At 64.8% G+C, this 18,775-nt stretch carries 17 protein-coding genes; 8 read left to right on the top strand and 9 right to left on the bottom strand.

Going from position 1 to position 18,775, the window contains the following annotated elements; genetic code table 11:
- Positions 1-62 precede the first annotated feature (62 nt).
- Positions 63-638 carry a choline-binding transcriptional repressor BetI gene (gene betI / locus ACXAEH_RS02400; protein WP_475030896.1) on the top strand — a complete coding sequence of 192 codons (576 nt, stop codon included), beginning with the start codon at positions 63-65 and terminating at the stop codon, positions 636-638.
- 15 nt (positions 639-653) lie between these two features.
- Here the strand turns inward: betI and ACXAEH_RS02395 are convergent, their stop codons facing one another.
- From ACXAEH_RS02395 to ACXAEH_RS02380, 4 genes are all read right to left on the bottom strand, one after another.
- The gene (locus ACXAEH_RS02395) at positions 654-1,658 is read right to left on the bottom strand and encodes a DUF1036 domain-containing protein (protein WP_475030895.1); all 1,005 of its coding nucleotides are present in this window, start codon (positions 1,656-1,658) and stop codon (positions 654-656) included.
- Between the two features lie 66 nt (positions 1,659-1,724).
- Complete coding sequence (locus tag ACXAEH_RS02390; RefSeq protein ID WP_475035503.1) at positions 1,725-2,675, bottom strand: DMT family transporter; 951 nt, start codon at positions 2,673-2,675, stop codon at positions 1,725-1,727.
- A gap of 21 nt (positions 2,676-2,696) precedes the next feature.
- Complete coding sequence (locus ACXAEH_RS02385; RefSeq protein ID WP_475030894.1) at positions 2,697-3,641, bottom strand: pirin family protein; 945 nt, start codon at positions 3,639-3,641, stop codon at positions 2,697-2,699.
- A gap of 98 nt (positions 3,642-3,739) precedes the next feature.
- Entirely contained in the window at positions 3,740-4,342 is a 603-nt protein-coding gene (locus ACXAEH_RS02380; protein WP_475030893.1) for a LysE/ArgO family amino acid transporter, read from the bottom strand.
- Positions 4,343-4,431: 89 nt separating this feature from the next.
- Here ACXAEH_RS02380 and ACXAEH_RS02375 point away from each other — a divergent pair, with 89 nt between their 5' ends.
- The 3 genes from ACXAEH_RS02375 (at position 4,432) to ACXAEH_RS02365 (ending at position 6,964) form a co-directional block, all read left to right on the top strand.
- Positions 4,432-5,319, top strand: coding sequence for a LysR family transcriptional regulator ArgP (locus ACXAEH_RS02375; RefSeq protein ID WP_475030892.1), 888 nt, complete (start codon positions 4,432-4,434; stop codon positions 5,317-5,319).
- A gap of 12 nt (positions 5,320-5,331) precedes the next feature.
- Entirely contained in the window at positions 5,332-6,024 is a 693-nt protein-coding gene (locus tag ACXAEH_RS02370; protein WP_475030891.1) for a nitroreductase family protein, read from the top strand.
- A 73-nt stretch (positions 6,025-6,097) separates the two neighbouring features.
- Positions 6,098-6,964, top strand: a complete 867-nt coding sequence (locus ACXAEH_RS02365) for a COG3904 family protein (protein ID WP_475030890.1) — start codon at positions 6,098-6,100, stop codon at positions 6,962-6,964.
- A 176-nt stretch (positions 6,965-7,140) separates the two neighbouring features.
- Here the strand turns inward: ACXAEH_RS02365 and ACXAEH_RS02360 are convergent, their stop codons facing one another.
- Complete coding sequence (locus ACXAEH_RS02360; RefSeq protein WP_475030889.1) at positions 7,141-7,881, bottom strand: YebC/PmpR family DNA-binding transcriptional regulator; 741 nt, start codon at positions 7,879-7,881, stop codon at positions 7,141-7,143.
- Positions 7,882-8,004: 123 nt separating this feature from the next.
- Here ACXAEH_RS02360 and ACXAEH_RS02355 point away from each other — a divergent pair, with 123 nt between their 5' ends.
- The 3 genes from ACXAEH_RS02355 (at position 8,005) to ACXAEH_RS02345 (ending at position 12,740) form a co-directional block, all read left to right on the top strand.
- Positions 8,005-9,780, top strand: a complete 1,776-nt coding sequence (locus tag ACXAEH_RS02355; RefSeq protein ID WP_475030888.1) for an SLC13 family permease — start codon at positions 8,005-8,007, stop codon at positions 9,778-9,780.
- A gap of 156 nt (positions 9,781-9,936) precedes the next feature.
- The gene (locus tag ACXAEH_RS02350) at positions 9,937-10,749 is read left to right on the top strand and encodes a TIGR00282 family metallophosphoesterase (protein ID WP_475030887.1); all 813 of its coding nucleotides are present in this window, start codon (positions 9,937-9,939) and stop codon (positions 10,747-10,749) included.
- A 212-nt stretch (positions 10,750-10,961) separates the two neighbouring features.
- Entirely contained in the window at positions 10,962-12,740 is a 1,779-nt protein-coding gene (locus tag ACXAEH_RS02345; protein WP_475030886.1) for an SLC13 family permease, read from the top strand.
- 313 nt (positions 12,741-13,053) lie between these two features.
- Here the strand turns inward: ACXAEH_RS02345 and ACXAEH_RS02340 are convergent, their stop codons facing one another.
- Positions 13,054-13,617 carry a 5-formyltetrahydrofolate cyclo-ligase gene (locus ACXAEH_RS02340; protein WP_475030885.1) on the bottom strand — a complete coding sequence of 188 codons (564 nt, stop codon included), beginning with the start codon at positions 13,615-13,617 and terminating at the stop codon, positions 13,054-13,056.
- Positions 13,618-13,626: 9 nt separating this feature from the next.
- Complete coding sequence (mgtE, locus tag ACXAEH_RS02335; RefSeq protein WP_475030884.1) at positions 13,627-15,015, bottom strand: magnesium transporter; 1,389 nt, start codon at positions 15,013-15,015, stop codon at positions 13,627-13,629.
- 147 nt (positions 15,016-15,162) lie between these two features.
- Here mgtE and guaD point away from each other — a divergent pair, with 147 nt between their 5' ends.
- Positions 15,163-16,449, top strand: coding sequence for a guanine deaminase (gene guaD, locus ACXAEH_RS02330; protein WP_475030883.1), 1,287 nt, complete (start codon positions 15,163-15,165; stop codon positions 16,447-16,449).
- 64 nt (positions 16,450-16,513) lie between these two features.
- On the opposite strand, the gene ACXAEH_RS02325 is transcribed toward guaD, so the two are convergent.
- Positions 16,514-17,848, bottom strand: a complete 1,335-nt coding sequence (locus ACXAEH_RS02325; RefSeq protein WP_475030882.1) for an 8-oxoguanine deaminase — start codon at positions 17,846-17,848, stop codon at positions 16,514-16,516.
- A gap of 132 nt (positions 17,849-17,980) precedes the next feature.
- Positions 17,981-18,772 (bottom strand): histidinol-phosphatase, encoded by a 792-nt coding sequence (gene hisN / locus ACXAEH_RS02320; protein ID WP_475030881.1) that lies wholly within the window; start codon positions 18,770-18,772, stop codon positions 17,981-17,983.
- Positions 18,773-18,775: the final 3 nt, after the last annotated feature.

Raw genomic sequence — 18,775 nt, 5'->3', positions numbered from 1 at the left:
CAAGAATTGATTTCACGCTAACAACAGTTGAAACGGCGGCCCAATTGCCGCACTACTTTATCATGAGCAGGAAACGCATCCGGGACATCCGCAACGAGGAACTGATCGAGGCAACCATCGTTGCTGTGCACGAGCGTGGCTATGGTGTTGTCACCATGGCGGAAATCGCCAGGGAGGCCGGGGCGTCGGCGGCGTCGATCAATTACTACTTCGGCTCCAAGGAAGGGCTGATGGAGGCCACGATGCGGCACCTTCTGAGCAAGCTCCGCACCGCGATGACCGAAGGTTATGCAACCGCACGGACCCCGCGGGAGCGGCTTTATGCAGTGATGGATGCGAACTTTGCCGATACGCTTTACACCGTTCCGCAGTGCAGTATCTGGATGCAATTCTGGGCAAACGCCCCCTATTCGACGCGGCTGAGCCGCCTGCACCGAATCAACCGGGCCCGGGTGCGCAGCCATGTTCTGGCCGAGCTGCGGACGGTGCTGCCGGAGGATCAGATTGAAACCGCCCGCCAGGCGCTGCAGTGCTACATGGACGGTGTCTGGCTGCAGGCGGCGCAATCGGAGCGCCCGCTGGACCCCGCCGCAGCCCGCGCAGCGGCGCACCGCGTGGTGGATCTGGTCATCCCCTGAAACGGACTTTGCCGCTTAGAAACCGTTCCGGCGGTAGACGAGCCGGGTGCCGCGCGGCAGGTAGTCCAGCGCCAGCTCCTCCCCGGTCAGGATCCGGATCCGGTAGCACAGGCTGCTGCCGCGCTCCCGGTCCCAGGCCATCAGGAAATCGCCGGGCTCCTGCCCGTTGCGGCAATTGCCCTGCACCGATACGAACTCTGGCGGCATCCGGCTGCCGTGATAGCTGGCGCGGCGGACCGATCCGGCGATCGTGAAACGGTCTTCGGGGTCTTCCACCGATGACCACTCCCCCTGCATCTGCTGCAGCATCTTGTCAAAGCGGTTAGGGGTACGGGGGGTGACACTGCGCAGGGCGAGCTCCCCATAGGCGCCGAAGGCCGACCTCAGCACCCCGTTGACCTGAAGCGGCGCACCGCGCTGCAGGCCTTGCAGAAAGGCGAACTGGGGATCGGCAAACCCATCCCCGCCTTCGGTGCTGATCTCCATGCCGTCCGCCACAAAGCGGCAGCGCACCCTGGCCCGGAGCCTGAGCCGGGCGCAGCCCTGAAAGATGACCTCAGCGGTATAGGTGTCATCGGCCCCGGCCGCCGCAGCGGAAACCGGTGCAGCGATGCGCAGCGAGCGGGCGCCCAGCATGACCTTGTGCCCCGCCGCATCCGCGCGGGCCTTGGCAAAGCCCTGCTCGGTGTAGCCGCGGCTGGCGCAATTCTTGCCGCCCTGAATGCGGAATGTGCCTGGCGCCGTGCAGAACCGGACGCTGTCGTCCCGGAACCTGCGCCCCGGGCTTTCGGCGCGGTAATAAAAGAACTTGCCGCGATGCCCTGCCAGCACTGCCGCGCGGCAGTCGCCCGGCCGCAGCGCATGCCAGCCGTCCGTCACCCAGCCCTCCGCGCCGCGGGAGCTGACCGCCAGCAGGTGAACGGCACCGGTATCATTGCAGATACTGGCGGCGGCCGAGCCGGCCCGCGGATCAAGAAGGGCAGCTGCCAGCAGCAGCGGCAGCCAAAGAAACAGCGCCATTCATAGCCCCCTGACAGTGCAGTAAGGGTGGGAGAGTACCTTGGGATTGTAACACCTATAAGAAGATTAAACACCGGTTGCGTTACCGGAAGGTGTAAGCGCTTTCTTTTTGATCCTGGCTTCACGCCAGGAGATGAAGCTGACCGCAGCCAGGATCAGCACGCCGCCGGAGACAACCCAGATGTCTGCGGGCTCGCCAAAGACCAGGGCGCCCAGCAGGGTTGCCCAGACCAATTGCAGGAAAGTGACGGGCTGCGTGACCGCGACCGGCGCGGCCGCAAAGGCGAGGGTCATGGTGTAGTGGCCGGCAGTGGCAAAACAGGCGACCCCGAACAGGATGGCGGTCTCGGCCAGGGTTGGCGGCACCCAGACCGCCCAGGCAAAGGGCGCCAGGCCGATAGTGACGAAGACGGAGAGCATCGCCACCACCACCGCCGGACTGTTGCTGCCGACGGTGAACTTGGCAATCAGGTAGGAGGCGCCGAAGGACACCGCCGTAAACAGCATGGCGATATGGCCGGGCGAGACCTCGCGGAAGCCGGGGCGCAGGATGATCATCGCGCCGATCAGCGCGACCGCGATGGCGGTGATGCGGCGGAAAGCCAGCTTCTCGCCCAGAAACAGCGCCGCGCCCAGGGTGACATAGACCGGCGACAAGTAGTTCATCGCGGTGACCTCGGCCAGCGGGATCTGGGTCATGGCATAGAACCACAGAATCACGCCCGCCGTATGCACCACGCCCCGGCCGGCAAACAGCGCCCAAAGCCGCGGCGTCAGGCGCGCCTTGCGCAGGGCGCCGATCATCGGAATCAGAAAGACCAGCCCCAGAAGATAGCGCAGAAAGGCGCTTTCGGCGGGCGGAATGCGGGTGCCGAGATGCTTGACCAGCGCCGTCACCGCCACGAAGCAGAGGCCGGTTACCACCATCCAGAACACACCCTTCAGAGGGTTCTGCGCAGCTTGGGAGGCGTTGGCGGTCTGGCTCATGGCGGTGACAGAACACCCGTTCGGGCGCAGGCGCAAGGCTTCACATGTGAATTATTTGCGCGGCCCGGGCAGCGGGGTGAACTCCTGATCATCGCCCGGCGGCAGCTGGAAACGGCCGTGCTGCCAGTCGCCTGCGGCCCAGGCCTGTTTGGCGGCCTCGATCCGGTCGCGCGAGGAGGCGACGAAATTCCACCAGATATAGCGCGGCCCGTTCAGCGTCTCACCGCCCAGCGCCATCAGGCGTGCACCTTCGGCGCCTGCGGTTACGGTGATCCCGTCACCGGGGCGGAACACCATCATGCGGCCCGCCTCGAAGGTATCGCCAGCGATTTGCACCGAGCCTTGCGTGACATAGAGCCCCCGGTCCTCATGATCGGAGGGCAGCGGCAGCTTGGCGCCCGGATGCAGCACCACATCGGCATAAAAGGTTTCCGAATAAAGGGTTGCCGGGGCTTTCTCACCCCAGGCATTGCCAAGGATCAGACGCACGGTCTTGCCCTCGCCCTCCAGCACCGGCAGCGCGTCCTTGCCGTGATGTTCAAAGGCGGCAGGCACATCCTCGTGGCTGTCGGGCAGCGCAATCCAGGTCTGGATGCCGAACAGGCTGCTGGGGTTTTGCCGGGTGGCGGTAGAGGTGCGCTCTGAATGGGTGACACCCGCGCCTGCGACCATCCAGTTCACCTCGCCCGGGTAGATCATCTGGTGCGTTCCCAGGGAATCCCGGTGCTCGAACTCGCCCTGATAAAGGTAGGTGACGGTGCCCAGGCCGATATGCGGATGCGGACGCACGTCGATGCCCTGACCGGTCAGGAACTCGGCGGGGCCGGCCTGGTCGAAGAAAATGAAAGGACCGACCATCTGGCGGCGCGGGGCGGGCAGCGCGCGGCGGACCTCAAAGCCGCCGAGGTCGCGGGCGCGCGGGATGATCACGGTTTCGATGGCGTCCAGGCTGCCCGCGTCGGGGCATTGCGGTTCCAAGGCCGGGTTCCAGCTCATCTTTCCCTCTTCTTTGCAGCTATAGAGGAAAGGTAGGCTGTTTGTGCGCGAACGTAAGGCCGGCCCGCGCACAGGCGGTGTTCACCGGGCGCTGCTCATCACATCAGCAGCAGCTTGGCCGCAATCGCCCACATAGTAAGGCCGACGATGGCGTCCAGCGCTTGCCAGGCGCGCGGGCGGGCAAAGACCGGGGCCAGCAGGCTGGCGCCGTAACCGAGGGTAAAGAAGAAGGAGAAGCTGGCGAGGGTGGCACCGGCGGCAAAGACCAGCGGCTCGGGGTATTGGGCGGAGATCGAGCCGAGGAGCACCACCGTATCCAGGTAGACATGCGGGTTCAGCCAAGTGAGCGCAAGTACGGTCGCAAGCACTGGCAGCAGGGCGGCGCCTGCCCCCTCTTGCGCGGCCTCCAGAGTTTCGCCGCCCTTCCAGGCCGCATGCAGCGCGCGGGCGCCGTACCAGATCAGGAAAGCGGCACCGCATAGACGCATAGCCTGTTCGAACCAGGGCAGCGCCACGGCGAGGGTGCCGAACCCGAACACGCCCGCGGTGATCAGCACCGCATCGGAGCCGGCACAGGTCAGGCAGATCCAAAACACATGCTGGCGCCGCAGCCCCTGGCGTAGGACAAAGGCGTTCTGGGCGCCGATCGCCATGATCAGGCTGAGGCCAAGGACAAATCCGGCAAACAGGCTGGGGGGCATTGCGGTCTCCTTCGTTGTTTCAGGATTTGACTACTGCCTGCCCTCACATTAATCCAGTTAAAGAAACTTATGTCAGATTAGAGCTACTAATGCAGATGGACCCCAGCCAGCTGGCAGCCCTCAGCGCGGTTCTGCGGCTTGGCTCATTTGAGGCAGCCGCGCATTCGCTGCGGGTGACGCCCTCGGCCATTTCCCAGCGGATCAAGGCGCTGGAGGACCGGATCGGCGCGGCGCTGGTGCTGCGGGGTGCGCCTTGCACGGGGACCGCAGCGGGGCTGCGGCTGGCCAAACACGCCGAGGACATCGGCCTTTTGGAGGCGCAGCTGGCGCGGGAACTGGCGTTGGAGGGCGGAGACGGCCCGGTGCGGCTGCGGATTGCGGTCAATGCCGACAGCCTGGCGAGCTGGTTCATCCACGCCATGGCGGGTGTTGAGGGGGTGCTGTTTGATCTGGTGGTGGATGATCAGGACCACAGCGCCGAGTGGCTGAAACGCGGCGAGGTTTCAGCGGCGGTGACGGCCAGTGCGCGGCCGGCGACCGGATTTGATGCCTGCCCGCTGGGCGCGCTGGCCTATGCGGCGACCGCCAGCCCCGCATTCGTGGCGCGCTGGTTTCCAGACGGGGTAACGGCAGAGGCCGCGGCGCGGGCGCCCTGCATGATCTTCAACGCCAAGGACAATCTGCAGCGGCTGTGGCTGGAGCGGAACGTGGCGCCAGGGCTGGCGCCGCCCGCGCATTTCCTGCCCTCGACCCAGGCCTTCATCGATGCCGCTGCCGCAGGGCTGGGCTGGGGCATGAACCCGCTGGCAATGGTGGCGGAAGACATCCGCTCCGGCAGGCTGGTGCCGCTGATTGCGGACACCGTGCTGATGGTGCCGCTGACCTGGCAGGTCTCGCGGGTGATGGCCCCGGCCCTTGCGGAGGTGACCCGGGCGGTGCAGAAATCTGCCAAGCAGTATTTGACACAAGACCGATAGGATGGCGCACAGATGTTTGCCAAGAACGCCCTGAGTTACAAGCCGCTCCCCCTGCCCGACAGGGCCGGGTACTCCGATACGCAGATGCAGGAAAAGGCGGCAGAGTTCCTGGCCCATATGCGGCGGCGGCATACGGTGCGGGATTTCACGGACCAGCCGGTGCCGCGGGAGGTGATCGCTAATTGCATCCGGGCCGCGGGAACCGCCCCCTCGGGCGCCAATCATCAGCCTTGGTTCTTTGCCGCGATCTCGAACCCCGCACTGAAGGCGCGAATCCGGGAAGAAGCCGAAGAAGAGGAGCGCAAGTTCTATGCCGGCGGCGCGGGAGATGAGTGGATCAAGGCACTGGAGCCGATCGGCACCGATGCGGACAAACCCCATTTGACCACTGCGCCCTGGCTGATTGTGGTCTTTGCCCAGCGCTGGGGCGAATTCGAAGATGGCACCAGGTTCAAGAACTATTACGTGCCCGAAAGCGTGAACATTGCCACCGGCGTTTTGCTGACGGCGCTGCATACCGCGGGGCTGTGCACCTTGACCCATACGCCGAACCCGATGAAATTTCTGAATGGCGCACTGGACCGGCCGGCCTCGGAAAAGCCCACCATGATCATTGCGGCGGGCCATCCGGCCGAGGATGCCACTGTGCCCTCGGTGGCCAAGCTGAAAAAACCGCTGGAGGAGATTTGCACATTTGCGGAGTGACACTGCTTAACGCGGCGAAGGCGGCAGGCGCCCGGAAAATTCGAATTTTCCGGCCAATTTTCTTGCCAGAAAATTGCATCGCCCCTGGCAGGCGGCGCGGCTGATGCCGCAGGCCTTCTCCCTCTCCCGCAGCCTGGGCCTGCAGGTTCTTGCACCGCGGGCAGCGGTGGTGGCGGGCTGGCTGGCGCTCAATCAGTGGGTCAAGCTGCCGGTGCCGCTGGCCTTTGCCCTGATGGCGGCGGACGGAGGGTTTCTTTGGTGGCAGTTCCGTGCCTTTCAGCGCAGCGCGGATGCCCATCTGCGCAGCACCGGGGCCATGGCGCCGGTCTGGGGCGGCTATCTGCTGATGCTGTTTGCAGGATTTGCCGCGCTCACGCTGTGGTGGGATGCCCTGCTGATTGCACGCCATGTGGAAGAGGCGCCCTATGCCGAGCAGCAGGCCCGGAACCGTGCCGCGCTCTATTCCTTGACCCTTTCCGAGGACGGCAGCACGCTTGTGTTCGCGGGCGAGGTGACTTTTGGCTTGACCCGCCGGATGCAGCAGATGGCCGAACAGGCGCCGGGGCTTCGCACGGTTGCGCTGGACAGTCCCGGCGGGCTGATTGCCGAGGCCCGCGGCGCCGCCCGGCTGATCCGGGACCGGGGGTTCGAGACCCGGGCGCAGGGCCTGTGCGCCTCGGCCTGCACCCTGATGTTTGCAGCCGGCCGCCGCCGCAGCCTGGGCGCTGCAGGGCAGCTGGGCTTTCACAGCTATGCATTGCAGTTCGAAAGCGGCCTGCCGCAGATCGACCTGCAGAAAGAACAGGCAAAGGACCGTGCGTTCCTGCTGGAGCAAGGCATCACCGCGAAGTTTGCCAGCCGGATTTTTGCAGCCCCGCACAGCGGCCTTTGGATCCCGGAGCGGCAAGAGCTGCGGGACGGCGGCGTCTTGACCGAGTGAGCCCGCCGCATGCGGCAGGGGGCAGGAAGGGGGCGCTGCCCCCTCGGCCTGGCGGCCACACCCCCGGAGTATTTTTAACCAGAAAGACGCAGCGGTTCAGACCGGTGCGGCCTGCGGCAGGCAGAAAAAAGGCCTGCCGGACAGGCAGGCCTTGATCGATTGCGTTCGGTGCAGGATCAGAGTTGCGCCATGACCTCGTCGGAGGCCTCGAAATTGGTGGTGACGCGCTGCACGTCGTCATCGTCTTCCAGCGCATCCACCAGCTTCATCAGCTTTTGCATGCCTTCCAGGTCCAGCTCGGTGGTGGTGCTGGGCTTCCAGACCAGCTTGGTCAACTCGGATTCGCCCAGCTCGGCTTCCAGCGCGTTGGAGACGTCGTTGAGGTCCGTATCGGCACAATAGATGATATGGCCGTCCTCGGAGCTTTCGACGTCCTCGGCGCCCGCCTCAATTGCCGCCATCATCACGGTGTCAGCATCGCCTGCGGAAGCGGGATAGGTCACTTCGCCCTTGCGCTCGAACATGAAGCCGACCGAGCCGGTTTCGCCCAGGTTGCCGCCGTTCTTGGAGAAGGTGGAGCGCACGTTGGAGGCGGTGCGGTTCTTGTTGTCGGTCATCGCCTCGACGATCACCGCGACACCATTGGGACCATAGCCTTCGTAACGGATCTCGTCATAATTTTCGGCGTCGCCGCCGATGGCCTTCTTGATCGCGCGTTCGATCACGTCCTTGGGCACGGATTGGCTTTTGGCTTCCTTCACTGCCAGGCGCAGGCGCGGGTTCTTGTCGGGATCGGGGTCGCCCATCTTGGCGGCCACGGTGATCTCCTTGGCCAGCTTGGAAAACAGTTTGGACCGCGCCGCGTCCTGACGGCCCTTGCGGTGCTGAATGTTTGCCCATTTTGAATGGCCTGCCATGGTGCATCCTTGCTGCTGAATTTGCGAATTTGCGCCCATATAGCCCGCGCCGGGGGGGGCTTTCAAGCGCCCCTGCCCTGCCTTCCCCCTTGTTCCGCGGGGTTTCACGGCTAAGCTGGCGGCATGACATATGATCAAGCCGTTTTGTTTGCGTTATTTGCTGCTGTCTTTGCCCTGCTGCTCTGGGGGCGTTTCCGTTACGATCTGGTGGCCTTTGCCGCGCTGATGGCGGGCGTCGTGCTGGGGGTGGTGCCCGCGGGCGAGGCCTTTGCGGGCTTTGGCCATCCGGCGACGCTGGTGGTGGCGCTGGTGCTGATCGTCTCTGCCGGGCTGGTGCGGTCAGGGGCCGTGTTCCTGATCACCCGGACGCTGGTGGACAGCGCCCGCGGCCTGGGCGGCCATATCGCGCTGATGGGCGGGGTTGGCGCGGTGCTGTCGGCCTTCATGAACAATGTGGCGGCGCTGGCGCTCTTGATGCCGGTGGATATCCAGACCGCGCGCAAGGCGGGCCGCGCGCCGGGGCTGAGCCTGATGCCTCTGTCCTTTGCCACCATCCTCGGCGGCATGGTGACGCTCATTGGCACGCCGCCCAATATCATCATTGCCGCGATCCGCGAGGAGACGCTGGGCGCGCCGTTCAGGATGTTCGATTTTGCCCCGGTGGGCGGCGCGGCGGCACTGGCAGGCTTGGCTTTCGTGGCGCTGATCGGCTGGCGGCTGATCCCGGCGCGGGAGAATGCAGCCGGCGCGTCGGAAGCGCAGCTGGCGCCTTATATGGCGGAACTGACGGTCGGCGCCGGCTCAGAGCTGATCGGCAAGCGGCTGGGGCAGCTGGATGAAGAGGCTGAGAAGGCGGATGTGGCCATTCTCGGACTGATCCGGGATGGCAAGCGGCGTTACGGACGTTCCGCCGCAGCCCTGCTGAGGGAAGGTGATGCGCTGGTGCTGGAGGCCGTGCCGGAGGCGCTGGACGAGTTTCGCAGCGCCCTGAAACTGGATTTCGCTGATGCCGCGCGGCAGGAAAAGCTGACCGCCGCCGGCGACGGGCTGGAACTGGCCGAGGTGGTGGTGCCCGAGACCGCCCGTATCCGCGGCCGCAGCGCCCAATCCATCGGCCTGGCCTGGCGGCAAAGTGCGGTGCTGCTGGGAGTGTCGCGCCAGGGCCGCCGGATCACCCGGCACATCCGGCAGACCGAAATCGAGGCCGGCGACATCCTGCTGCTGCTCTGCCCGCGCGGGCGCAGTGCGGATGTGACCGACTGGCTGGGCTGCCTGCCGCTGGCGGAACGCGGGCTGGCGGTGACGGCAAATGACAAGACCTGGGCGGCGATCGGGTTGTTTGCCGCCGCGGTGCTGGCGGCATCGGTGGGGCTGCTCTATTTGCCGGTGGCCCTGGGGCTGGTGGCCATCGGCTATGTGCTGCTGAAGATCCTGCCGGTGGCGGAGATCTATGACCATGTGGAATGGCCGGTGGTGGTGCTGCTGGGCTCGATGATTCCGCTGGGCGCAGCGCTGGATGCATCGGGCGGCACCGCCCTGATTGCGGGTGCGCTGACCGGGCTGACGGCCGGGCTGCCCGCCTGGGCGGTGCTGACCGTGCTGATGGTGGTCACCATGACGCTGTCGGATGTGCTGAACAACACGGCAACCGCCATTGTGGCTGCCCCCGTCGGCATCCAGATGGCGGAGACGCTGGGTGTCTCGCCCGACCCATTCCTGATGGCGGTGGCGGTCGCAGCGTCGGCGGCGTTCCTGACCCCTATCGGGCACAAGAACAACACACTGGTTCTGGGGCCCGGCGGCTACCGCTTTGGCGATTACTGGCGGATGGGGCTGCCGCTGGAAGCACTGGTCATTGCCGTGTCTATCCCGGCCATTCTGGTATTCTGGCCGCTGTAACGGGCGGCGCAAAACTTTTCCGCAAAAGTTTTGGCAAAATCCTTTTCAAGGATTTTGGCGCCTGCGCGCCGGCGGCAGCGCCGGGTCTCCCGCCGAAATGCGTGTTGCGGCGGGGCGGGTCTTGTCCTGCCCGGCGCAACCGCGTACCACGGCGCAATGCGAATTCTGTTTCTTGGCGATGTGATGGGTCGCGCCGGGCGCCGTGCCATCACCGAAACCCTGCCGCGGCTGCGCCAGGAGTGGCGGCTCGATTTTGTTGCGGTGAACGGCGAGAACGCCTCCAACGGCATGGGGCTGAGCGGCGAGCATGCCAAACTGATGCTGGATGCGGGCGTCGATTGCCTGACGCTGGGCGATCATGCCTTTGACCAGAAGGACATGCTGCAGTTCATCGAGAAAGAACAGCGCATCATCCGGCCATTGAACTTTGCCAAGGGCGCCCCCGGCCGCGGCTTCCGCCTGTTCCAGGCGCCCGGCGGGCGCAAGGTTCTGGTGGTGCAGGTGCTGGGCCAGGTCTTCATGAAGCGGGCCTTTGATGATCCCTTTGGCGCGGTCGAGGCGGTTCTGAAGTCGCACCCGCGCGGCGGGCTGGCCCAGGCGATCATCGTCGATGTGCATTGCGAGGCCACCTCCGAGAAAATGGCAATGGGGCATTTCTGCAACGGCCGTGCCTCACTGGTGGTGGGCACCCATACCCATGTGCCGACAGCGGATGCGCAGATCCTGTCCGAAGGCACCGGCTACCTGACCGATGCGGGCATGTGCGGCGACTACAACTCGGTGATCGGCATGGACAAGGCGGAACCGATGCGCCGGTTCCTGACCGGCATGCCGAAATCCCGCTTCACCCCTGCAAATGGCGAAGCCACCCTGTCCGGCGTGTTTGTCGAGACCGATGACCGCACAGGCGCCGCCAAGCAGATTCGCATGGTGCGCAATGGCGGGCTGCTGCAGGAGGCTGCGCTCTGAGCACGGCCCGGCTTCTCCTGAAGGCGCCCTTTGCGGGAGGATTTATCCGCCAGGACGCTGTTTGTTGTAAAAAGTCCTGAAACCGCCCGGCAACAGGCGGGGCTGCACGGAATTTCTTGCTCAGCTCAATGGTTTCAGGGAAACTGCGCGATGGCGGTGCGCCCTCGGGCCGTATAAACCCGCCGGAAACAATATGGGCATCGTCACGGTAAATGCAGTTCTTCCAATTTGGTGACACCGGCAGCGCGCTTCTGGCGATCGCCATTGTCCTGGCCATGTTTGTCGCCTTCCTGCGGGAAACCTATCCAACCGAAGTTGTTGCCCTGACCGGCGTGGCCGCGATGCTGGCCACCGGGGTCCTGCCCTATGACAAGGCGCTGCCGGTGCTGGCAAACCCGGCGCCCTGGACCATTGCGGCGATGTTCATCATCATGGGAGCTCTGGTGCGCACCGGCGCGCTGGATGCCTTTACCCAGATTGCCAAGAATCAGGCCGAGGTGAATCCAAAGCTGGCCATCGCGCTGCTGATGGGTTTTGTCGTGGCGGCCTCTGCCGTGGTTTCGAACACTCCCGTGGTGGTGGTGATGATCCCCGTCTTCATCCAGATTTCCCGCACCTTGAACCTGTCAGCCTCCAAACTGCTGATTCCGCTCAGCTATGCGGCGATCCTAGGCGGCACGCTGACGCTGATCGGCACTTCGACCAACCTGCTGGTGGACGGCGTGGCCCGGGCCCAGGGCCTGGCCCCGTTCAGCATTTTCGAGGTGACCCCGCTGGGGCTGATCCTGGTGGTCTATGGCATGGTGTACCTGAGGTTCATCGCGCCGCGGCTGCTGCCGGACCGCGACAGCATGGCGATGCTGCTCAGCGACAAGTCCAAGATGAAATTTTTCACCGAGGCGGTGATCCCGCCGGACAGCAACCTCATTGGCCGCGAAGTGACAGGTGTGCAGCTGTTCAAACGCCCCGGCGTGCGGCTGATCGACGTGATCCGCGGCGATGCCTCGCTGCGCCGCAACCTCAAAGGGGTGGAACTGCAGGTCGGCGACCGGGTGGTGCTGCGGACCCGAATGACCGAGCTTTTGAGCTTGCAAAGCAACAAGGAGCTGAAGCGGGTGGACCAGGTCTCGGCGGTGGAAACCGAAACCGTCGAAGTGCTGATCACCCCGGGCTGCCGCATGGTCGGCCGCTCGCTGGGCGCCATGCGCCTGCGCCGCCGTTACGGCGTCTATACGCTGGCGGTGCACCGGCGGAACCAGAACATCGGCGTGCAGCTGGATGATCTGGTGGTGCGGGTCGGCGATACCCTGCTGCTGGAAGGCGCGCCGGCCGATATCCAGCGCCTGGCGGCGGATATGGATCTGGCAGATGTCTCGCAGCCGACCCAGCGCGCCTACCGCCGCAGCCACGCGCCGATTGCCATCGCCTCGCTGTTTGGCATTGTGCTGCTGGCAGCCGCTGGGATTGCGCCGATCCTGATGCTGTCTGTCTTTGCCGTGGCACTGGTCTTTGTCACCCGCTGTATCGACGCGGATGAGGCGTTCTCCTTTGTCGACGGCAGCCTGCTGGCACTGATCTTCTCCATGCTGGCGATCGGGGCGGCACTGGAAAGCTCCGGCGCCGTCGAATTGATTGTCAACGCCATTGCACCGTTCCTGTCCATGCTGCCGCCCTTCCTGCTGGTCTGGGCGGTCTATCTGCTGACCTCCGTTCTGACCGAGCTGGTCTCAAACAATGCGGTGGCAGTGGTGGTGACCCCGATAGCCATCGGCCTGGCGCAGGCGATGGGTGTCGACCCGCGGCCGCTGGTGGTGGCGGTGATGGTGGCGGCCTCGGCCTCTTTTGCCACCCCGATCGGCTATCAGACCAATATGCTGGTCTATGGCCCCGGCGGTTACAAGTTCAGCGATTTCCTGCGGGTGGGCATTCCGCTGAACCTGAGTGTCGGCCTGCTCGCCTCGCTGCTCATTCCGTTCATCTGGCCGCTCTGATCCAGCTTCCGGCCGGGAACCGCGGCGGGTCTCCGCCCTTGTGCCCGCCCGTTTACGCGAATTTATGAAAGCCATGCCCAGATGACACGGGGAACGTGTTAACAGGAAGAGGCAATGGATTTCAGAAAGCTGTTTCTGGTCGCAGTGCTGGCCGGTTCCACAGCCATTGCGCTGGTTTCGCAGGCCTGGGCAGACCATGCGGTTCTGCCCGCACCGGCTGCGGCGCCGTTCCAAAATCCTTGCAAAGGATTTTGGAAAACTTTTTGAAAAGTTTTGCCAGGATTTTTCGAAAAATCCTGGCTCGCAGCCCGCCTTAGCGGCTGAATTGGAGAATGCGGCTTTCGGTGACCATCATGTCCAGCGGCTGATCCGTGGGCTCCAAGGGCAGATCTTCCGCTTCCTGGGCATCAAAGGCAAAGCCGATGGCCAGGGTTGCCCGCTTGCCGCGCAACAGCTCCAGCGTGCGGTCGTAGAAGCCTCCGCCATAGCCCAGCCGCCCGCCCTTGGCGTCAAAGGCGACCAGCGGCACCACCACGATTTCCGGCTCAAAGAAATCATCCGCCTCCGGAACCCGCGCGCCGAAGGGGCCGTCGCGCATCGCGCCGTCCGGCTGCCAGCGGCTGAATTTGAGCGGCATTCCCTCGCCCATGATCACCGGAACGCCGACGGGCCCATGCGCTGCCGCTTCGGCCATCACCGGCAGCGGGTCGATCTCGGTACGGATCGGCATATAGCCGGCCAGCGGCACACCGCGGTAACCCGCCAGCACCTCAGCCAGGTGGCCTGCCACGCCCGGCAGGTTGCGGGCATGCGCCTCCTTGCGGCGGGCAAAGGCAGCCTTGCGGGCGGCAGCTTTAATCTCGGTCAGATCCGTCATGGCTCTCTCCTACAGCAGTACGGCGGCGGCCAGGCCCAGGAAGGCGAAGAAGCCGACCACATCGGTCACGGTGGTTACAAAGGCACCGGAGGCCAACGCCGGGTCAATGTTCAATTTCTCAAGTAGAACCGGGATCACCGTGCCCGCCAGCCCGGCCACGACCAGATTGATCACCATCGCGACGGCAATCACACCGCCCAGCATCGGCGAGCCGAACCAGGCGATGCCGACGACCCCCATCACCACCGCGAAGATCAGCCCGTTGACCAGCCCCACAAGCACTTCGCGCCGGATCACCCGCCAGACGTTGGAGCCGGTGAGGTCGCGGGTGGCAATCGCGCGCACGGCAACGGTCAGCGACTGGGTGCCGGCATTGCCGCCCATCGAGGCGACAATGGGCATCAGCACCGCCAGCGCCACGATCTGGGCAATCGCCGCCTCGAACTGGGCAATCACCAGCGAGGCCAGCACCGCGGTCACCAGGTTCACCGCCAGCCAGGGAAAGCGGCGCTTGGTGGTCTCGATCACCTTGTCGGCCAGCGAGCTTTCCTCGCCGACGCCGGCCAGGCGCAGGATGTCTTCTTCGTGTTCTTCATCCAGCACCGCCATGGCGTCATCGATGGTGATGACGCCGACCAGGCGGCCCTCCTCATCCGTGACCGGCGCCGAGATCAGGTGGTACTGGTTGAAAGCATAGGCCACGTCTTCCTCATCCTGATCCGCGGGGATCACCTGGAAGGTTTCCTCGACCAGATCCTTCAGCGGCACCTCGCGCTTGGACCCCATGATCCGGCCCAGGGTGACATTGCCAATCGGATGGGTGCGCGGATCGACCAGGACGACGTGGTAGAACTGTTCGGGCAGATCATCGGAGTCGCGCATGAAATCAATAGCCTGGCCGACATTCCAATGTTCCGGCGCCATCACCACCTCGCGCTGCATCAGGCGGCCGGCAGAGTTTTCCGGGAAGCTCAGCGACTGCTCGACCGCAACCCGGTCGGCGTCCTCCAGCGCATCCAGAATGGCTTCCTGCTGCGGCTCCTCCAGATCTTCCAGGAGGTCGACCACATCGTCGCTTTCCAGCTCCCGCACCGCCTCGGCCAGAACCGCAGGGTTGAGAATTGCGATCACGTCCTCGCGGATGCTTTCGTCCAGCTCCGACAGGATTTCGCCGTCGAACTCACGGTCATAAAGCCGGATCAGGTCTTCCCGCTCCTGCGGGCTGACCTGTTCCAGAAGGTCGGCGATGTCGGCGGCGTGCAGATCTTCCAGCAGCGCCGTCAGCTCTGCCTGATCGCCGCGCTCCACCGCGTCGCGGACCTGCGCCACCAGGGTGCGGTCCAGATCATAGGCGTCGTCGTGGGACAGGTCACCGGTGATGTTGTCGCCGCTGCTCATGTGATGCCCCCCGGAGTGTTTTCTTGAGTGTTTGCCTGCAAAATAGAAGAAGCGCCAACCGGAAAACAACGGCAAAGGCCCAATTTACCGGAGCATGAGGCGCGGGTATCCTGCGCACGGCGGATTTGCAAGGAAAGGCTGGACGGAATGGCTGCAGATTACATTCTGAAGGGGCAAGTGCTGTCTTTTTCCCACTCTCCCTTCGGCGGGGGGAATCCTGAGGAGGCCGCCCGGCTGGACGAGGCCGTGGGCCTGAGCGGAGACAAGGTCGCCGGGACCGGCACCCTGGCAGAAATGCAGGCGCTGCTGCCGGGGGCGCTGATCGTGGATTACGGCGCCAAGCTGATCACGGCGGGGTTTGTCGATGCCCATGTGCATTATCCGCAGACCGCAATCATTGCCAGCTGGGGCAAGCGGCTGATGGATTGGCTGAACAGCTATACCTTCCCGGAGGAAATGCAGTTTGCCGACCGCACTTACGCGGATGAAATTGCCAATCGCTACCTGGACCTGACCGCGGCGCATGGCACCACAACGGTGTGCAGCTATTGCACGGTCCATCCCGAAAGCGTGGAGGCGTTTTTTGCCGCCGCGCAGGCACGCGGGCAGCGGGTGGCGGCAGGCAAGACCTGCATGGACCGCAATGCGCCGGAGGGGCTGCGGGACACGGCGCAGTCGGCCTATGACCAGTCGGAGGCACTGATTGCCCGCTGGCACGGGGCGCACCGGCTGGAATATGCCATCACGCCGCGGTTTTCGCCGACCTCCAGCCCTGAACAGCTGGAGGCGATGGGGGCGCTTTGGGCCAAACATCCGGAATGCCTGATGCAGACGCATCTGAGCGAGCAGACCGATGAAATAGCCTGGGTCAAAGAACTGTTTCCGCAGGCGCGGGATTACCTGGACACTTACGAAGAATTCGGCCTGCTGGGCGCCAAGGGCCTGTATGGCCATGCGATCCATCTGGAGGAGCGCGAACGGCACCGGCTGCGGGAATTCGGCGCCGCGCTGATCCATTGCCCGACCTCGAATACCTTCATCGGATCGGGGCTGTTCGACATGGCGGGGCTGATGGCGGAGGGACAGCGGATCGGGCTGGCAACCGACACCGGCGGCGGGTCGAGTTTCTCAATGCTGCGCACCATGGCGGCGGCCTATGAGATCGGCCAGCTGCGCGGCACGCCGCTGCACGCAGCACAACTGCTGTGGCTGGCGACCCAAGGGTCGGCGGCAGCCCTGCGGATGGAGAGCAAGATCGGCAATATCGCCAAGGGTTTGGAGGCGGATCTGGTGGTTCTGGATCTGGCCTCGACACCGGCGATTGAACAGCGGTCGGCGCGTGCAGAGGATATCTGGGAGGCGGTGTTTCCGACCATCATGATGGGGGACGACCGCGCTGTTGCCGCCGTTTGGATCGGCGGCCGGCGGGTTTAGGCGAGGCGCTGGCGCGCCTCTGCCTCCGGCGGGAGTATTTTCACAAAGAAGAAGAACGGCGTCCTCAATCCATTAGCCGTTGCGCCAGCTGGCCATGGCGTTCCAGAAGGCGCGGCATGTCCAGCGTGGCCATCTCTCCGTTGCGGACGATCTGCTTGCCTTCGACAAACAGATGCTTGACCTGGGTTGGGCCGGCCAGCAGCAGCGCGGCAGCATCCCAGCTGCCGCTGGAGGCCACGCCGGTGGTGTCCCAAATGGCAATATCGGCCCTTTTGCCCAGTTCCAGACGGCCGCAGTCGGGGCGGCCCAGCACATCGGCGCCGCCGCGGGTGGCGATCTCCAGCGCCTCATAGGCGCTCATCGCATCAGCACCGTTTGCCACCCGCTGCAGCAGCATCGCCTGGCGCGCCTCGCCGCTGAGGCTGGCCATGTCATTGCTGGCGGAGCCGTCCACGCCCAGCCCCACCGGCACGCCGGCATCGCGCATCGCGCGCACCGGCGCGATGCCGCTGCCCAGGCGGCAGTTGGAACAGGGGCAATGGGCAACGCCGGTACGGGTTCTGGCAAAGAGATCAATCTCCTGCCCGTCGAGCTTAACGCAATGGGCGTGCCAGACATCGTCGCCGGTCCAGCCCAGTTCCTCGGCGTATTGGCCGGGCCGGCAGCCGAATTTCTCCTCGGAGTAAGCGATGTCCTCGTCGTTTTCGGCCAGGTGGGTATGCAGCATGACGCCTTTGTCCCGGGCCAGGATGGCCGCGTCTCGCATCAGGTCGCGGCTGACCGAGAAGGGCGAACAGGGCGCCAGGCCAACCCGGCACATGGAGCCCTCAGACGGGTCATGAAAACCATCCACCACCCGGATCATGTCGTCCAGAATGGCGCGCTCGTCTTCGACCAGGCTGTCCGGCGGCAGCCCTCCGCCGCTTTCGCCGATGCTCATGGCGCCGCGGGTCGGGTGGAAGCGCAGGCCCACTTCGCGGGCGGCGTGGATGGTGTCCTCCAGCCGCGAGCCGTTGGGGTAGAGGTAGAGGTGGTCGGAGCTAAGAGTGCAGCCCGACAGCGCCAGTTCCGCGAGGCCCAGTTGGGCGGAGACGAACATCTCGTCCGGGGTGAAGCGTGCCCAGATCGGGTAGAGCCGCTGCAGCCAGCCGAACAGCAGCGCATCCTGGGCGCCTGGCACCGCGCGGGTGAGGTTCTGGTAGAGGTGGTGGTGGGTGTTGACCAGCCCCGGTGTCACCACGCAGCCGCGGCCAGACACGGTTTCGCCGGTTGTCTCCAGCCCCTGCCCTATCGCTGCGATCTGCCCCGCCCGGATCAGCACATCGGCGCCATGCAGCACTTGGCGCGTGCCATCCATCGTCAGGATGGTATCCGCATTTTGAATCAGGATTTCCGCCATTATCACACACTCCTATTGGCAGCCCGCTTCAGAGGAATGTGTGATGAGCCGATGGAAAACGGGCGAAGAACCGGCCTGCGGCACAAGTTATACGCAGGGGCTTCCGGTTTCAAGCTGCAGTGGACCGGCAGGTCAGGTCCGCCGCAGCAGCTCCAGCGCAACGGCGTGGATTTCAGGATTGGCAGCCGCCAGGGCCCGTCCGCCATTATGCGCCGGGTTGCCCTGCCAGTCGGTGACGATGCCGCCCGCCGCCTGGATCAGCGCAATCGGCGCTTGAATGTCATAGGCGTTGAGGCCCGCCTCGATCACCAGATCCACCTGTCCCGCCGCCACCAGCGCATAGGCATAGCAATCGGTGCCATAGCGGGTCAGCTTGGCCCGGGCCGCAACCCGCTCGAACCCGGCGCGCTCCTGCGGGGTGCCGACTTCCGGGAAAGTGGTGAACAGAATCGCATCTTCCAGTGCCGCAGTGGCCCGGGTCTGCAAGGCACGCTCGCCGAGCGGGCCGGTCATGACGGCAATCTCCGGGCCGCCGCAGAAGCGCTCGCCGGTGTAGGGCTGGTCGATCACGCCAAGGAAGGGGCCGTTTTCATCCGAGAGCGCAATCAGCACCCCCCAGGTCGGTGTGCCGCTGATAAAACCGCGGGTGCCATCAATCGGGTCCAGCACCCAGGTGCGGCCGGAGCTGCCCTGTTCGCTGCCGAACTCCTCGCCCAGGATGCCGTCATCGGGACGCAGTTCTGCCAGCACCGCCCGCATCGCCTGTTCGGCAGCGCGGTCGGCCACGGTGACAGGATCAAACCCGCCCTCCAGCTTGTTTTCGGCATTCAGGGAAGCACTGCGGAAATGCGGCAGGATGGCAGCGCGGGCTGCGTCTGCCATCCTGTGCGCAACATCAAGATCGGAAAATGCGGCCTGTGTCATGCC

This window comes from Leisingera sp. ABM4_060, from assembly GCF_056158765.1.
Note: the sequence above shows the minus strand (reverse complement) of the source record. Positions and strands in the feature narration are given on the sequence as shown.

Excerpts from the sequence above, each read along its gene's own strand:
- betI (WP_475030896.1), top strand. The coding sequence starts at position 63 with ATGAGCAGGAAACGCATCCGGGACATCCGCAACGAGGAACTGATCGAG.
- ACXAEH_RS02395 (WP_475030895.1), bottom strand. The coding sequence starts at position 1,658 with ATGGCGCTGTTTCTTTGGCTGCCGCTGCTGCTGGCAGCTGCCCTTCTT.
- ACXAEH_RS02385 (WP_475030894.1), bottom strand. The coding sequence starts at position 3,641 with ATGAGCTGGAACCCGGCCTTGGAACCGCAATGCCCCGACGCGGGCAGC.
- ACXAEH_RS02380 (WP_475030893.1), bottom strand. The coding sequence starts at position 4,342 with ATGCCCCCCAGCCTGTTTGCCGGATTTGTCCTTGGCCTCAGCCTGATC.
- ACXAEH_RS02375 (WP_475030892.1), top strand. The coding sequence starts at position 4,432 with ATGCAGATGGACCCCAGCCAGCTGGCAGCCCTCAGCGCGGTTCTGCGG.
- ACXAEH_RS02370 (WP_475030891.1), top strand. The coding sequence starts at position 5,332 with ATGTTTGCCAAGAACGCCCTGAGTTACAAGCCGCTCCCCCTGCCCGAC.
- ACXAEH_RS02360 (WP_475030889.1), bottom strand. The coding sequence starts at position 7,881 with ATGGCAGGCCATTCAAAATGGGCAAACATTCAGCACCGCAAGGGCCGT.
- ACXAEH_RS02355 (WP_475030888.1), top strand. The coding sequence starts at position 8,005 with ATGACATATGATCAAGCCGTTTTGTTTGCGTTATTTGCTGCTGTCTTT.
- ACXAEH_RS02350 (WP_475030887.1), top strand. The coding sequence starts at position 9,937 with ATGCGAATTCTGTTTCTTGGCGATGTGATGGGTCGCGCCGGGCGCCGT.
- ACXAEH_RS02345 (WP_475030886.1), top strand. The coding sequence starts at position 10,962 with ATGCAGTTCTTCCAATTTGGTGACACCGGCAGCGCGCTTCTGGCGATC.
- ACXAEH_RS02340 (WP_475030885.1), bottom strand. The coding sequence starts at position 13,617 with ATGACGGATCTGACCGAGATTAAAGCTGCCGCCCGCAAGGCTGCCTTT.
- mgtE (WP_475030884.1), bottom strand. The coding sequence starts at position 15,015 with ATGAGCAGCGGCGACAACATCACCGGTGACCTGTCCCACGACGACGCC.
- guaD (WP_475030883.1), top strand. The coding sequence starts at position 15,163 with ATGGCTGCAGATTACATTCTGAAGGGGCAAGTGCTGTCTTTTTCCCAC.
- ACXAEH_RS02325 (WP_475030882.1), bottom strand. The coding sequence starts at position 17,848 with ATGGCGGAAATCCTGATTCAAAATGCGGATACCATCCTGACGATGGAT.
- hisN (WP_475030881.1), bottom strand. The coding sequence starts at position 18,772 with ATGACACAGGCCGCATTTTCCGATCTTGATGTTGCGCACAGGATGGCA.